Origin of the sequence: Acidomonas methanolica, from assembly GCF_004346035.1 — a bacterium.
Lineage (GTDB): Bacteria > Pseudomonadota > Alphaproteobacteria > Acetobacterales > Acetobacteraceae > Acidomonas > Acidomonas methanolica.
Map to the genome: position 1 here is coordinate 77,762 of NZ_SLZN01000005.1, position 13,872 is coordinate 91,633.

Here is a 13,872-nt window from a genome sequence, read left to right on the forward strand (position 1 = left end):
CCGTCACGAGAGCGCGTCCTTGATCCGGTACCAGGCTCCGACCGCGGGCAGGAACCAGGGCTTGCCATAATGCCCCCGTATGGCCGGCCACGTTCCCTGGTCCCAGACGACATCCGAGCGCGTGCCGAGCATGACATCCGCCATGGCCGCGCCCAGATGCACGGACATCTGCGTGCCGTGGCCGCTGAAGCCCGTCGCGAAGAACAGGCCGCCATGCTGTCCGGCATGGGGCAGGCGGTCGGCGGACATGTCCACGACCCCGCCCCAGCAATAGGCAATGGGCGTCTGCGCGAGTTCGGGGAACATCCCCGCCATGGCGCGCCGGAGCACGACGCCGCTCTTCACGTCGTCGCGCGGGCCGGGCAGCGCGAAACGGGCGCGCCCGCCGAAGATCAGCCGTTCGTCCGGTGTGGCGCGGAAGAAATTGCCGATCAGCCGCGTGGTCGTGCAGGTGCGCGCGCCCGGAAGGAGGCGCTGCCGCAGGTCGCCCGGCAGCGGTTCCGTGGCGATGATGAAGCTGCCGATCGGCACGATCCGTCGCCGGAACCAGCCGAAAGGCCCTTTTTCCGAAGCGCCGGTGGCGATCAGCACCCGATCCGCCTCCACCACGCCGCGCGTCGAGGTCACGCGGAAGCGCGAGCCGCCGCGATGTTCGAGCCGGCTGACGAAGGCATGTTCAAAGACCTGCGCGCCCCGCCGTGTCGCGGCATTGGCCAGACCGACGCCGAAGCGCCCGACATGCATCGAGGCGCTGCGCCGGAACAGCAACGCGCCATGAAAAGCCTCCGAAGCAACCTCGCGCCGCGTTTCCGCCGCATCGAGAAACACGACGTCGGCGTCCACCTCCCGGCGCAGCAGTTCGGCGCTGGTTTCCAGCTTGGCCACATGGGCGGGCTTGACCGCCAGCTTCAGCTTGCCACCGCGCCGAAAGTCGCAATCGATGCCCTCGTCGCGGACCAGGGTCTCGACACTGGTCACGGCCGCGTCGAAATCGCGGTAGAAGGCGCGGGCCCGATCCAGCCCGTACGCGCCGGCCATGGACCCGAAATCCTGGGCCAGTCCATTATTGCACTGCCCGCCATTGCGGCCCGACGCCGCCTGGACCGCGCGACCGGCCTCCAGCACCACGACCCGGGCGCCCGCCAGCGCCAGGGCGCGCGCGGCCGCAAGCCCGGTATAGCCGCCTCCGATCACGACCGCGTCCGCCCGGGCCGGAACGGGCCCACGAACGCCGCCGTCAAAGGCGGGCGCGGTGTCGATCCAGTAGCTGTCTGGCCAGTAGCTGTCCGGCTTCATGCGTCTTTTCCCGTCGCCAGAGCTCGCCGCCTTCGGGGCGGACGATGCCCAAAGGCCAAGGCCCCTGCCTTTCTACAGCCCAAGCACGCCCGGCAGGCCGCCGATATCGCGAATCTCGGTATAGCCATATTCCGGCGTGGAGGGTTCGTGGCCACGGGCGACGAACACCTTGTTCTTCACGCCCAGGTCGCGCGCCGGCATCAGGTCGTAGCGCAACGAGGAGGAGACATGCAGGATGTCTTCCGGCCCACACCCAAGCGAGTCGAACATGTATTCGAAGGCTCGCATCCGCGGCTTGTAGGCGCGGGCGTCCTCGGCCGTCAGGACACGGTGGAACGGCACGCCGATATTCGCCACATTGGAATGAATCTGCGAGTTCATGGCGTTCGACAGGATCACCAGCGGAAATTCCTTCGCGACGCGGGCCAGAGGCTCGCGGACGTCCGGCCACGGCCCCCAGCTTGGCACCGCGTCATAGAACTGGTTGGCCAGCGCGACGTCGAACGCGATGTTCCACCGTCGGCAGGTGCGTTCGACGGCATTCAGCACCACGTTGCGATAGGGTTTCCACTCGCCCAGCACTTCGTCGAGCCGATAGCCCGCGAAATCGGCGACGAACTGGTCCATGCCGGCGGCCGGGACGAGATCGGCGAAAAGCCGGCGCGCCGTGGGCCCCATCGCGAAATTGACCAGGGTGCCGTAGCAGTCGAACGTAACGAATTTCGGTTTGAAAAGAGACATGGCTGATCAGAACCTTCTGCGGCGTGGTGGGTAGTAGACCATGGGTTCCGGGCGAGGCTACGTCGGTTTTTGCCAAAGCCGGAACAGAATGTGCCGAATTGGGAAAGACTGGCGGCATTCCGTGCCACAGGGCGCGGCGGACGCCCCCGCGGCCTCAGAGCTTGAGATTGACCTGAAAATAGTAAAACCCGCCATTGTACCCGATCTGTTCGATGTTCACGTCGTAGGCATAGGCGCCAAGATAACGGAATTGCTCAGGGATCTTCCTTTGCTTGGCATTGCCGACATTGTTCGCGCCCAGAGCCACGCGCCACCGTGGCGTGACCTGATAGCCAAGGACAAGATTGGTCTCATAACGCGGGGTGTTGACGAACCGCATGAACTGCGTGTTCGAGTAGGCATAGGGGCCGGTATAGTACGACAGTTCCGACGTCGCGCGTCCATAGCGGATTTCATGGAGGTTGAAATCCAGATTGCCATGGCGCCATACGCCGCCGAAGATGACGCGGTTGCGCGGCGTGTAGCTCGTGATGTAAGCCCGCTGCTGCTGGTTGAGCAGGGAGTTGCCGTTTCCGTCCTCGCCCACATGACGGATATTGGTCTGGTTGAAATTGGCCGCCAGGTCCCAGTTGATGCGTCCGAACCGTCCCAGGCGCGTGAGGTAGTTCGCGGTGATATCGAGGCCGCGCGTGCGCGTGCTGGCGGCATTGGCATAATATTGCGCCGTGACCGCCGTCGGCGAAATCCCGGACGGAATGTCGAAGCCGTTCATCTCCAGCGCCTCGATGGCGCGCGTGCCGTTATAGACGCCGGCCGCCATGATCCTGTCGCGCAGATCGATCTGATAGGCGTCCACGGTGACATGCAGCGCCGTGATCGGATTGACGACGAAACCGGCGCTGAAGCTCGTCGAACGCTCGGGCTTCAGCGGCTTCGCGCCCAGCAGTTGCGCGCCCGCCGAGTTGACGGGGATATAGCCGGCGGCCGCCGTGGGTGACACGGACATGTTCGACCAATGCTCTTCCGCCAGGGTCGGGGCACGGAAGCCGCTGGCGACCGTGCCGCGCAGGCCGAAATAGCGGTTCACGTCGTAGCGCGAGGAGACCTTGCCGGTCTCGGTGTCGCCCGCATCGGTATAATGCTCGAAACGTCCCGCCAGGTCGATCTGCCATTTCGGGAGAAGCCGGGTGGAGACGTCGATATAACCGGCGGTCACGTCGCGATTGCTGTCGCTGGCATTGGCGGGACTCAGGCCGTGGAAGGCCGACGCGCCCGTGCCGTACCACGATCCCATGTCCCCCGCCCCGATATGGTAGCTGTCGTAGCGATATTGCGCGCCGAGCGCGAGATTGAGGGGGGCAGCCAGCAGGGGCACGTTGAAGGCGCGCCGCACGGCGGCGTCGTTCGTCCACTGGGTATTGGCAAAGGAAAACAGGTGAAAGCGCGTGGGGGAATACCCGAAATTCTGGAGCATCGACGTGTTGATGCTGTCGAACAGGCCCATGCGCTCGGAATCGCCGCCATAGGTCGTGCTGATATCCCAGTCCCAGTTGAATTTGCGCCCCTTGAAGCCGATCGTCACGCTGTAATCGTTCTCGTCAATGGTCTCCTGCGGGGAGAAGCCATAGGGATACATCGGCAGGCTCGGCGTCGGGACGCGATAATCCTGATAGCTTTCGCCGTTCCGATGCCCGTAGGTCGCAAAGGAATACAGCTTCACCGCGTCCGTGATCGCATATTCCATGTTGTAGCCGATCGTCTCGCGCTCCTGGCGCGGATCGCCGATATCCATGAAATCGTAACGGCCCGTGCGGCTGTCGGGCGTGGCGCGGAACGTGTGGTCCTGATATTTATACTCGGCGTTCAGGTCGAAAAATCCCCGTCCGTAGAGGGATGTTCCCCAGTTGAGCGATTCGCCCGACGTAAATCCGTCCCCGGCGTAACGCCCGCCATTGATCGCCTGCGCCGCCAGTCCATGCGTGTCGTGCTTGAGAATGATGTTGACCACGCCGGCGATCGCGTCCGAGCCATATTGCGCCGCCGCGCCATCTTGCAGGATTTCGATGTGATCGACGGCGGAAACCGGGATCATGTCGATGTCGACGGGCGTCGTACCCTGCTGGGGACCGGCATTGTTCGACAGGACCGCCGTCGTGTGCCGCCGCTTTCCATTCACCAGGATCAGGGTCTGGTTCGGGGTCAGGCCGCGCAGGCTGATGGCGTCGGTCATGTTCGCGCTGCCATTCACGCGGATGGACCGCGCGACGGACGGAGCCAGCTGGATCAGCGCGTCGCGAATGTCGGCCTGGCCAGTGGCGGCAAGCTGCGCCGATGTTACGACCTGAATAGGGCTGACGCTGCTGCGCGCGGTCTGATGCGGATCGCGGGTGCCGGTGACGATCACCTGTTCGTCGCGGTCCGCATCGACGGCGCGCGGCGTCCGCTGGGGGGTGACCGCGCGGATCGCGGCGGAAGCCGTCGCCGATTGCGCCAGGGAGCGGGCCGGCGCCGCGAAGGCCGCCATCGTTGCCAGCGCCGTCGTGGCGGAAAGAAGGATGGTTGTTCGGCGCAATTTCCCGCTCCTTGCTGCATGATTGAAAAAATCGTGTGCTGCGTACGCCGGCTCCGGGGTCGGCCTTGCAGGTCATCGCACCGCCCATATTCATGGCCGCTGACCGGATTATTATGGACACAGAACGAGCGACACATCGTGTCGATTTCGCATCGAGATGAAGAAGAAGCTGCGGTTGGAAACGGGGATTCGGGAGAAGTCGACCTCCCGAATCGCGCCGGAGCGGCCTCAGGCGATGCGATCGAGCGCCGCTACGATCGCATCGCCGCACGCCGACGTGGAGGCATGGCCGCCGATATCCGCGGTGCGCACGGCCGCGGACGGGTCCGCCGTCACGCATTCGATGGCGCACAGCACCAGGGCCGCGGCCTCGCTCTCGCCCAGATGGTCGAGCATCATCGAGGCCGCCCAGATCTGGCCGATCGGGTTCGCGATGTTGCGGCCCGCGATGTCCGGCGCGGAGCCGTGGACGGGTTCGAACATGGACGGGAAACGTTTTTCGGGATTGATGTTCGCCGACGGCGCGACCGCGATCGTCCCTGTCACGCCCGGTCCCAGATCGGACAGGATATCGCCGAACAGATTGCTTCCCACGACGATATCGAAACGATCCGGATTCATGACGAAACGCGCGGCGAGGATGTCGATATGGTGAACGTCGGTGCGCACCTGCGGGTATTCGGCGGCCATTTTCGCGAACCGCTCGTCCCAGTAGGGCATGGAATGGAACAGGCCATTCGACTTTGTGGCCGACGAGACATGCGGGCGGTCCAGCCGGCTCGCGAGATCGAAGGCATAGCGCATGATGCGATCCGTGCCGCGACGCGTGAAGATCGCGGTCTGCGCGACACCTTCCGCCGCGCTGCCCTCGGCGAAACGGCCGCCGATCTGCGAGTATTCGCCTTCGGTGTTCTCGCGCACGATCCAGAAATCGATATCGCCGGGACCGCGTCCGGCCAGCGGGCATGGAATTCCCGGCAACAGGCGAACGGGGCGCAGATTGACGTATTGGTCGAAGTCCCGGCGGATCGGGATCAGCATGCCCCACAGCGAGATATGATCCGGCACGCTGGGATAGCCCACGGCGCCAAGCAGGATCGCATCGTGCTGCGACAGGCGCTGCATGCCGTCCGGCGGCATCATGCGGCCGGTGGCGAGCCAGGTCTCGCAACTCCAGTCGAACGGCGAGAACTCGAATTTCATGTCGAAGATGTCCCCGATGCGGCCCAGAATCTTCAGGGCCTCGGGCATGACTTCCCGACCGATTCCGTCACCGGGAAGAACGGCGATGCGATGCCTGGTCATTCATGGGTATCCTTCTGTTGCGCCTCGGAGAGGCAATGGCGGGCCAGCGCCGCCCAATAGGCGATGCCGCGGGGAATGATCCGGTCGTTGAAATCGTAATCCGGCGCATGCAGCGGCGCCGACGGACCATTGCCGATCATCGCATAGGCGCCAGGGCGCCGCTCCAGCATGAAACCGAAATCTTCGGACGCCAGGCTTGGCGGAAGATCGAGGTCGGCCGGCGCCTCGTCCGTCGAGGCGTCCAGCCCCGTCATGACCGCACCGGCGAGCGCGGTCTCGGCGGGAGAATTGACCGTGACAGGATAGGGGCTGTGAAACAGGAGTGCGATCCGGACGCCGAACGCGCGCTCCGTGCCCTCGGCCACCTCGCGCAGCCCCTCCTTCAGCGCCTCCAGCGCCCCGGGGGCCAGGGCGCGGAGTGTCCCCGCGATCTCGGCGCGGTCGGGCAGGATGTTGTCGGTGCTGCCGGCGTGAAACATGCAGATCGACACGACGGCGGGCACCAGCGGATCGGTGCGGCGGGCGACCAGATGCTGCGCGGCCTGCACGAAGGCGGCGCCGGCCACCACAGGGTCGATGGCGCGATGAGGCTGGGCCGCATGGGCGCCCCGGCCGCTCACCGTGGCGGAAAAACGCCAGCCGCCCGCCATGATGGGTCCGGCCCGCACCCCGAAGCGGCCGACGGCCAGGCCGGGCCAGTTATGCAGGCCGAAGCAGCGCTGGGACGGAAACAGGTCGAACAGGCCTTCGCGAATCATGACATCCGCGCCCGCCCCGCCTTCCTCGGCGGGCTGAAAGACGAAATGGACCCGGCCGCGCGCGGGGGGCCGTGCGGCCAGTTCGGCGGCTGCCCCCAGCAGCATGACGGTATGGCCGTCATGGCCGCAGGCATGCATCCGTCCCGCATGGCGCGAGACATGGTCGTGCTCCGCGCGCTCGGTGACCGGCAGCGCGTCCATATCGGCGCGCAGAAGGATCGACGGCCCCGGGCGGCCGGTATCCAGGCTGGCCACGACGCCCGTTTTCGCAAGCCCGCGATGCGGCCGGTAGCCCCATTGGGCAAGCTGGTCCGCCACGATGCCGGCGGTCCGCACCTCCTCGAAGCGCAGTTCGGGATGTGCGTGCAGATCGCGGCGGAGCGCGACCAGATGGTCGATCACAGGGGTCACGCGCATCAGCCTCCGAACGCCATGAGCACGCTCTTGTGGCGCAGATTGGCCTCGACCGCCTGCCGCCCCAGATCCTTGCCGATCCCGGAACCGCCGAATCCGCCGGTCGGGATCACGAAATCCGCCGAGCGTCCGTAGCGGTTGACCCACACAGTGCCCGCCTTCAATGCCCGGACCGCCCGCATCGCCCGTCCGAGATCGGCGGTATGAACCCCGGCGGCCAGACCGTAGGCCGGATGAGCGGCCAGAGACAGTGCCTCATCCTCGTCCTCGAAGGTCTGGACGGTCAGGACGGGACCGAAGATTTCCTCCTGTACCGCCGCGGTCTGCGGCGTGACGTTCGTCAGCACGGACGGCGCGAGGAAACATCCGTCGCCCGCGACATCCAGTCGCGTCAACGGGGCGGCGGCGACGGCGCCCGAGGCCAGGCTGCGCGCGACGATCGCCTCGATGCGCGCGGCCTGGGGGGCGGATATGATGGGCGCGTAACGGGCGTCGCCGCTCCAGGTCGGGCCGGGAACGACGGTGCCCGCCAGGACCAGCAGGCGCTCGACGAGGGCGTCGGCGACGCGGCGATGGACGATCAGGCGCGATCCGGCCACGCAGACCTGGCCGGCATTGCCGGTGAAGGCACGGAACACCCGCTCCGCGACCTCGTCCACCGAACGGATATCGTCATGCACGATCTGGGGACTCTTGCCGCCCAGCTCCAGCGTGACCGGCTTGGGTCCGCTCTCCGCCGCCGCCGTCATCACGGCGATCCCGGTCCGTGTCGAACCGGTGAAGGTCAGCTTGCCGCACAGCGGATGCCGCGACAGGGCCTCCCCCGCGACGGCGCCCGTGCCCTGCACGACATTGAACAGCCCGGCCGGAAGCCCGGCCTCGATGCCCAGCCGCGCGAGACAGGCCATCGAGAAGGGTGTCATCTCCGAAGGCTTGAGCACCACCGCGTTGCCCGCGACCAGCGCCGGCGCGACTTTCCAGCTTCCCATGACCAGCGGGAAATTCCACGGCGCGATCGCGCCCACCACGCCGTATGGCTCGCCGATCGTCATGCCCAGCAGGTCACTCTGGGTGGCGGCGACCTCTCCCCCCAGCTTGTCCGCGTATTCCGCGAAGAAGCGAAGCCCCTCGGCCGTGAAGGGCACGTCCCAGCTCATGGTCTCGGCGATCGGCCGCGTGGAGCAGACGGATTCGATGCGCGCCAGTTCCTCGCGATGGGTTTCCACCAGATCCGCCCAGCGGCGGATGACGCGGGCGCGGTCGCGCGGCGGGCAGGTCGCCCACCCGCTCGTCCGCTGCGCATGTGCCGCGTTGCGCACCGCACGGTCCACCAGATCGGCGTCGCCCGCGGGAATGCGCCCGCGCACGGCACCGTCCGATGGCGCATGAACGTCGATCGCCTCCGTTCCGCGCAGCAACTCGCCCCCGATGAAATGCCCGCCGGGCAGCGGAATCGCGGCAGGATCGAACGACGATGAAGCGGACATCACATCCTCCGTGGGGTATGACCCGTGGCGGGCCTCGACCGGGCAAAAGGGTGGGTGCAGTGTAGGAGATCGGGAGGGCGCCCCGAGACCACAATGTTGCGTAGTTGCAACCGAAACGGCACGTTATGCTTTCCTCGCGGGATTTTCGTTCGATACATTCCGCGCCGCGTGACCGAGGATCGAAAGCGCCTCTGCTTCGATCGCCTGTCACCCGTGGCACGGGGTGCGGGCGGATCAGGGGCCGCCGTATGTTTCCTGCCCGGACCCATGAGCCGGGCCGCAACGCAGAGAGGCTCGATGACGGCTTTATTTCGACGCGTGGACGAGACCGGCCGCCGGGGCGTCCGGCTGGTGGTGGACGGATACGAAGTCACGGCGCTGGAAGGCGACACGGTGCTGACCGCGCTGCTGACCAACGGTTCCCGGTTGCGCCGGAACGAGTTCGACGGAAAGCCCCGCGCCGGGTTCTGCCTGATGGGCGCCTGCCAGGAGTGCTGGGTCTGGACCGAGAGCGGCGAGGAACTGCGTGCCTGCTCGACCGACGTGCGCGACGGGATGCGACTCGTGACGAAGGAGGTTCCATGGCTGACCCGGTAATCGTCGTCGGCGCCGGACCCGCGGGCACCCGTGCGGCGCAGCGCCTGGTGCAGGCCGGCCTGCGGCCTGTCGTCGTGGACGAAAACGAACGCCAGGGCGGCCAGATCTACCGTCGGCAGTCGGAAAATTTCTCGCGTCCGGCCGAAAAGCTCTATGGCGCCGAGGCCGCGCGCGCCCGCGCGCTGCACACCGATTTCGAGGCCCTGCGGCCCCATATCGACTATCGCCCCGGCACCATGGTGTGGGGCGTGGCGGAGGAGGGGCTGCTGACCGTCCGTGACCGCGCGGTCGCGACGCTGCCGTTCTCGGCCATCATCATCGCGTCCGGCGCGACCGACCGGATCATGCCCGTTCCGGGATGGACCCTCCCGGGCGTCTACAGCCTGGGCGCGTCGCAGATCGCGCTGAAGGCGCAGGCCTGCGCCGTTGGCGGCGCGCCGGTGTTCATGGGCACCGGCCCCCTGCTCTATCTCGTGGCGTGGCAGTATCTGCGGGCCGGGGTGAAACCGGCGGCCGTGCTTGATACCAACAGCCTCGCGACCCGCCTGCGCGGCCTGCGCGGCATGATGACGCGGGCCCGGGTCTTGGCCCATGGCGTGCGTTACATGGCGGAGCTGATCCGCGCGGGCGTGCCGCTCCATACCGGGATCACCCCTGCCCGCATCGAGGGGCGCGAGGACGGCGTGACCGCAATCGTGTGGCAGGACGCGCGCGGGCGTCTTCGCCGGACCGCCTGCGATGCGGTGGCCACCGGCTTTGGCCTGCGCGCGGAAACCCAGTTGGCGGACCTGCTGAAATGCGATTTCGTATTTGACCGCCGCTTCACCCAGTGGCGCCCGCGGGTCGATCCGGACGGGCGCGCCAGCCGCGCCAATGTCTATCTGGCCGGCGACGGCGTGCTCCTGCGCGGCGCGGACGCCGCCGAGACGGCCGGCCGGCTGGCCGCGTGCGCCCTGCTGCAGGACCGGGCCCTTCCCGTCGGCACGGACGAGATCGCGGATCTGCGCGGGATTCTCGCCACCATGGACCGCTTTGCCGAGGGAATCGCGTCAGCCTTCCCCTGGCCCGCCCATATGGCCGCCGCGCTGCCGGACGATACGGTCGTCTGCCGCTGCGAGAACGTCACGGCCGGTGACATCCGCCATGCCGCGACGGCGCTCGATTCCCCCGAGATCAATCGGGCCAAGGCCCTGACGCGACCGGGCATGGGGCGCTGCCAGGGCCGCATGTGCGGGCTTGCGGCCGCCGAAATCCTCGCCGCCGCCCGCGGAGTCCCGGTCGAGCAGGTCGGGCGCATCCGCACCGCGGCGCCGCTGAAACCCCTTCCACTCGATTGTACGGTCACGCCATGAACGATTTTGCACGAGACCCCGTCCGGGCGGACGTCATCGTCGTGGGTGGCGGCTTCATGGGCGCCGCCACCGCTTTTTTCCTGCGCACGCACGGCCTGTCGGTGATCCTGCTCGAACGCGACCTGATCGGACAGGCGGCAAGCGGGACCAATTTCGGCAATGTGCGCCGGCAGGGGCGCTATTTGCCGCAACTGCCTCTCGCGCACCGTTCCCGCGACATCTGGGGACGCCTGCCCGAGCTGATCGGGGAAGACGTCGAATTCCTCCCCTCCGGCCATCTCCTCGTGACCACCCGTTCGGACGACGGGGCCCGGCTGGAGCAGTATGCCGTCGACTGCAAGGCGTGGGGCCTGGACCTGACGATGATGACCGGGGACCAGGCGCGCGCGATGTTCCCGATGGTGGGCCCGGAGATTCATACGGTGTCCTATTCTCCGCATGACGGGCATGCCAACCCGCGCCTGGCGGCTCCCGCCTTCGGCCGGGCCGCCAGGCGGGCGGGCGCGCATGTCGTCGAACAGGCGCCCGTCCTGTCGATCACGAAAGATTCGACGGATTTCATCGCCGAGACGGCGGATGGCCGCGTTTATCGCGCACCCATGCTTCAGGTTTCAAGCGGAGCGTGGGGGCGCAAGATGGCGGCCCTGTTCGGCGAGGATGTCCCCATGGCCCCGCAGGGGCCGCAAATGGGCGTGACCGAACCCATGCCCTATCGCGTCGCGCCCGTGATCGGGTCGGCCTCGAGCGTCACCGATGAGGGCGTGTATCTGCGGCAGGTCAAGCGCGGCAACATCGTGTTCGGCGGTGGACGACGCAGCACCGCCGACCTGGAGACGAAACGGGCCCGGCTCGATCCGATGAACACGCTGCGCCAGATGCCCCAACTGGCGCGCCTGCTGCCGGCCATCGCGCGCCTGCGGGTCATCCGCACATGGTCGGGGGTCGAGGGGTATGTCCAGGACAGCCTGCCGATCATGGGGCCCAGCGAGCGCGTCTCGGGCCTGTTCTACGCGTTCGGCTTCTGTGGTCACGGCTTTCAGCTTGGCCCCGGCGTCGGGGCCACTATGGCGGAACTGATCGCGACCGGGCATACGGACATTCCACTGGAGCCTTTTCGTGTCGGACGTTTCCAGCGCAACGCGGCAAACGCGGCTGCGTATTCTCCCCACGCGTAGGCATCGTGATCCAGCGCGGAGCCCGCATCGTGAACCGAGGTGACTGATCTATGCCGCCATTGCCGAAGCTCGACCGGATCGACCTGCGCATCCTGGCGCAACTCCAGAGCAATGGCCGCCTGACGAATGTCGAACTGGCGCGCCGCGTCGGGCTTTCGGCCAGCCCCTGCCTCATTCGCGTCAAGCGACTGGAAAAGAGCGGCTATATCGTCAGTTACGGGGCCCAGATCAATCTCCAGAAGATCAGCAGCCTGCTGACGGTGTTCACGGAAGTCACCCTCTCCGATCATCGGCGCGACGATTTTTCACGATTCGAGACCCGCATCCAGAAGATTCCCTCGGTCATGGAGTGCCATCTGGTCAGCGGCGGCTACGATTATCTGCTGAAATTCATGACCCGCAGCGTCGAACATTATCAGGGCGTGATCGAGGCGATGCTCGACGCCAATATCGGCATCGAGAAATATTTCAGCTACATCGTCATCAAGTCTCCGATCATCAAACCGGCAATCGCAATCGACAGCATCATCGACTCTTCCCCGCCCTGACGACTATGGGCGGATCCGACTGATCGCGTCCGCGAAACGGCACGATCTTTTCCCGCGGACGAGATTTCCCGCCACATCGTCTGTGCCGCTGGGGCACAATCCGGTTCTGGACGACGCCACTGCCGGGATCGCGCACGACATGAACACAGAAACGCTTCTCCGGACCGACCGGGATCATCTCATTCATCCCGTCTCCTCCTGGAAGGATCACGAGGCCGCCGGCGCCCGCATCCTGCGCTCCGGCAAGGGCGCCTGGGTCACGGACAGCGAGGGCCGGGACCTTCTTGACGGGTTTTCGGGCCTGTGGTGCGTCAATGTCGGCTATGGTTGCCAGAGCGTGGTCGATGCCGCCACGGAACAGATGAGCCGCCTGCCCTATGCCACGGGCTATTTCGGCTTCGCGAACGAGGCGGCCATCGCGCTTGCCGGTCGTCTGGCAGCCAAGGCGCCGGGGGATCTGAACCGCGTCTTCTTTTCCCAAGGCGGGTCGGATGCGGTGGACAGCGCCCTGCGCTTCATCCGCTTTTACCAGCACGCGCGCGGCACTCCGCAGAAACGGCATGTCATCGGTCTGTCGCGCGGGTATCATGGATCGACCTATACCGGCGCGGGATTGACCGCCCTGTCCGTCTTCCATCGCGATGCGGACGTGCCGCTGGCGTGGCAGCACCATATTCCCAGTCCCTATCCTTACCGCCATGCCGGCGACGGGCAGCCGGAAACGATCATCGCGGAATCGGTGGCGTCCCTGCGCCGAAAGGTCGAGGAACTCGGCGCGGATCAGGTCGCGGCCTTCTTTTGCGAACCGATACAGGGATCGGGCGGCGTGATCGTGCCGCCCGCCGGCTGGCTGGCCGCGATGCGGCATACGTGCACGGAACTCGGCATCCTGTTCGTCGCGGATGAGGTCATCACGGGTTTCGGCAGGACCGGCCCCCTCTTCGCGTGCGAGACCGAGCAGGTCGTCCCCGACATGATGACGGTCGCGAAAGGCCTGACGGCCGGTTACGCCCCGATGGGCGCGGTCTTCATGTCCGACGCCATCTACACGACCATTCGCGACAACACGCCCGCCGGCGTTCCCATCGGGCACGGCATGACCTACAGCGCCCATCCCGTCAGCGCCGCGATCGGCCTCGCGGTTCTCGACCTGTATGAAGGGGGCATGCTGGAGAATGGCCGGCGGGCCGGCGCGCATCTCGCGGAGCGCCTGCGCGCGATGGCCGACCATCCCCTGATCGGCGACGTGCGCGTCAGCGGCCTGCTGGCCGGGATCGAACTGGTCGCCGACAAGGCCACCAAACGCAAGCCCGCCGCTGATCTCCAGCTTGCGTCCACGCTGTCGAGGGCCGGCTACGAGGCCGGAATATTGTTCCGGGCTTTCGGGGACGACATTATCGGCCTCGCTCCGCCCCTGTGCTGCTCGACCGCGGAAATCGACCTGCTGTGCGACCGCCTGTATCGCGTCATCGACGATCTGCGTCCGACGATGCGGTAGCGTTCCTCGCTCCTTCCCGGCTCCCGTTTTCCGTTCAACATCATGAGTTTGTCACACGTGCGGGAAGGAGGGCGATGACGTCGCTCGCCTCCGGCACGCGCGTCATGCCGTGCCTGTCGTCCGTCCGCC

At 66.6% G+C, this 13,872-nt stretch carries 11 protein-coding genes; 5 read left to right on the plus strand and 6 right to left on the minus strand.

The genetic code is table 11. The features are described from left to right. Positions 1 to 3 precede the first annotated feature (3 nt). From EDC31_RS05805 to EDC31_RS05830, 6 genes are all read right to left on the minus strand, one after another. On the minus strand, positions 4 to 1,296 hold the full coding sequence (locus EDC31_RS05805; protein ID WP_042055162.1) for an NAD(P)/FAD-dependent oxidoreductase: 1,293 nt from the start codon (positions 1,294 to 1,296) through the stop codon (positions 4 to 6). A gap of 72 nt (positions 1,297 to 1,368) precedes the next feature. After that, positions 1,369 to 2,037, minus strand: a complete 669-nt coding sequence (locus EDC31_RS05810; RefSeq protein WP_042055161.1) for a haloacid dehalogenase type II — start codon at positions 2,035 to 2,037, stop codon at positions 1,369 to 1,371. A 154-nt stretch (positions 2,038 to 2,191) separates the two neighbouring features. After that, positions 2,192 to 4,609, minus strand: a complete 2,418-nt coding sequence (locus tag EDC31_RS05815; RefSeq protein ID WP_042055159.1) for a TonB-dependent receptor plug domain-containing protein — start codon at positions 4,607 to 4,609, stop codon at positions 2,192 to 2,194. Positions 4,610 to 4,837: 228 nt separating this feature from the next. Then, complete coding sequence (locus EDC31_RS05820) at positions 4,838 to 5,914, minus strand: tartrate dehydrogenase (protein ID WP_042055156.1); 1,077 nt, start codon at positions 5,912 to 5,914, stop codon at positions 4,838 to 4,840. Continuing rightward, the gene (locus tag EDC31_RS05825) at positions 5,911 to 7,089 is read right to left on the minus strand and encodes an amidohydrolase (RefSeq protein ID WP_042055153.1); all 1,179 of its coding nucleotides are present in this window, start codon (positions 7,087 to 7,089) and stop codon (positions 5,911 to 5,913) included. Before EDC31_RS05825 ends, EDC31_RS05820 begins: the two co-directional genes overlap by 4 nt. Beyond that, positions 7,089 to 8,573 carry an aldehyde dehydrogenase family protein gene (locus tag EDC31_RS05830; RefSeq protein ID WP_042055151.1) on the minus strand — a complete coding sequence of 495 codons (1,485 nt, stop codon included), beginning with the start codon at positions 8,571 to 8,573 and terminating at the stop codon, positions 7,089 to 7,091. The genes EDC31_RS05825 and EDC31_RS05830 overlap by 1 nt, the downstream gene beginning before the upstream one ends. Positions 8,574 to 8,870: 297 nt before the next feature. Here EDC31_RS05830 and EDC31_RS05835 point away from each other — a divergent pair, with 297 nt between their 5' ends. From EDC31_RS05835 to EDC31_RS05855, 5 genes are all read left to right on the plus strand, one after another. Next, positions 8,871 to 9,170: a (2Fe-2S)-binding protein gene (locus tag EDC31_RS05835; protein WP_042055149.1), complete on the plus strand. Its 300-nt coding sequence runs from the start codon at positions 8,871 to 8,873 to the stop codon at positions 9,168 to 9,170. Beyond that, a complete protein-coding gene (locus tag EDC31_RS05840) occupies positions 9,155 to 10,522 on the plus strand; it encodes an FAD/NAD(P)-dependent oxidoreductase (protein ID WP_042055146.1) in 1,368 nt (455 codons plus the stop codon). Before EDC31_RS05835 ends, EDC31_RS05840 begins: the two co-directional genes overlap by 16 nt. Then, positions 10,519 to 11,697 (plus strand): NAD(P)/FAD-dependent oxidoreductase, encoded by a 1,179-nt coding sequence (locus tag EDC31_RS05845; protein ID WP_042055144.1) that lies wholly within the window; start codon positions 10,519 to 10,521, stop codon positions 11,695 to 11,697. The genes EDC31_RS05840 and EDC31_RS05845 overlap by 4 nt, the downstream gene beginning before the upstream one ends. Before the next feature lie 50 nt (positions 11,698 to 11,747). Then, positions 11,748 to 12,245: an Lrp/AsnC family transcriptional regulator gene (locus EDC31_RS05850; protein WP_042055141.1), complete on the plus strand. Its 498-nt coding sequence runs from the start codon at positions 11,748 to 11,750 to the stop codon at positions 12,243 to 12,245. 139 nt (positions 12,246 to 12,384) lie between these two features. Further along, on the plus strand, positions 12,385 to 13,743 hold the full coding sequence (locus EDC31_RS05855; protein WP_042055183.1) for an aminotransferase class III-fold pyridoxal phosphate-dependent enzyme: 1,359 nt from the start codon (positions 12,385 to 12,387) through the stop codon (positions 13,741 to 13,743). Positions 13,744 to 13,872 lie beyond the last annotated feature (129 nt).

What these genes read in the sequence shown, in the direction of transcription:
- EDC31_RS05805 (WP_042055162.1), bottom strand. Translation starts at nt 1,296, where the DNA reads ATGAAGCCGGACAGCTACTGGCCAGACAGCTACTGGATCGACACCGCG.
- EDC31_RS05820 (WP_042055156.1), bottom strand. Translation starts at nt 5,914, where the DNA reads ATGACCAGGCATCGCATCGCCGTTCTTCCCGGTGACGGAATCGGTCGG.
- EDC31_RS05855 (WP_042055183.1), top strand. Translation starts at nt 12,385, where the DNA reads ATGAACACAGAAACGCTTCTCCGGACCGACCGGGATCATCTCATTCAT.
- EDC31_RS05845 (WP_042055144.1), top strand. Translation starts at nt 10,519, where the DNA reads ATGAACGATTTTGCACGAGACCCCGTCCGGGCGGACGTCATCGTCGTG.
- EDC31_RS05825 (WP_042055153.1), bottom strand. Translation starts at nt 7,089, where the DNA reads ATGCGCGTGACCCCTGTGATCGACCATCTGGTCGCGCTCCGCCGCGAT.
- EDC31_RS05850 (WP_042055141.1), top strand. Translation starts at nt 11,748, where the DNA reads ATGCCGCCATTGCCGAAGCTCGACCGGATCGACCTGCGCATCCTGGCG.
- EDC31_RS05840 (WP_042055146.1), top strand. Translation starts at nt 9,155, where the DNA reads ATGGCTGACCCGGTAATCGTCGTCGGCGCCGGACCCGCGGGCACCCGT.
- EDC31_RS05810 (WP_042055161.1), bottom strand. Translation starts at nt 2,037, where the DNA reads ATGTCTCTTTTCAAACCGAAATTCGTTACGTTCGACTGCTACGGCACC.
- EDC31_RS05830 (WP_042055151.1), bottom strand. Translation starts at nt 8,573, where the DNA reads ATGTCCGCTTCATCGTCGTTCGATCCTGCCGCGATTCCGCTGCCCGGC.
- EDC31_RS05835 (WP_042055149.1), top strand. Translation starts at nt 8,871, where the DNA reads ATGACGGCTTTATTTCGACGCGTGGACGAGACCGGCCGCCGGGGCGTC.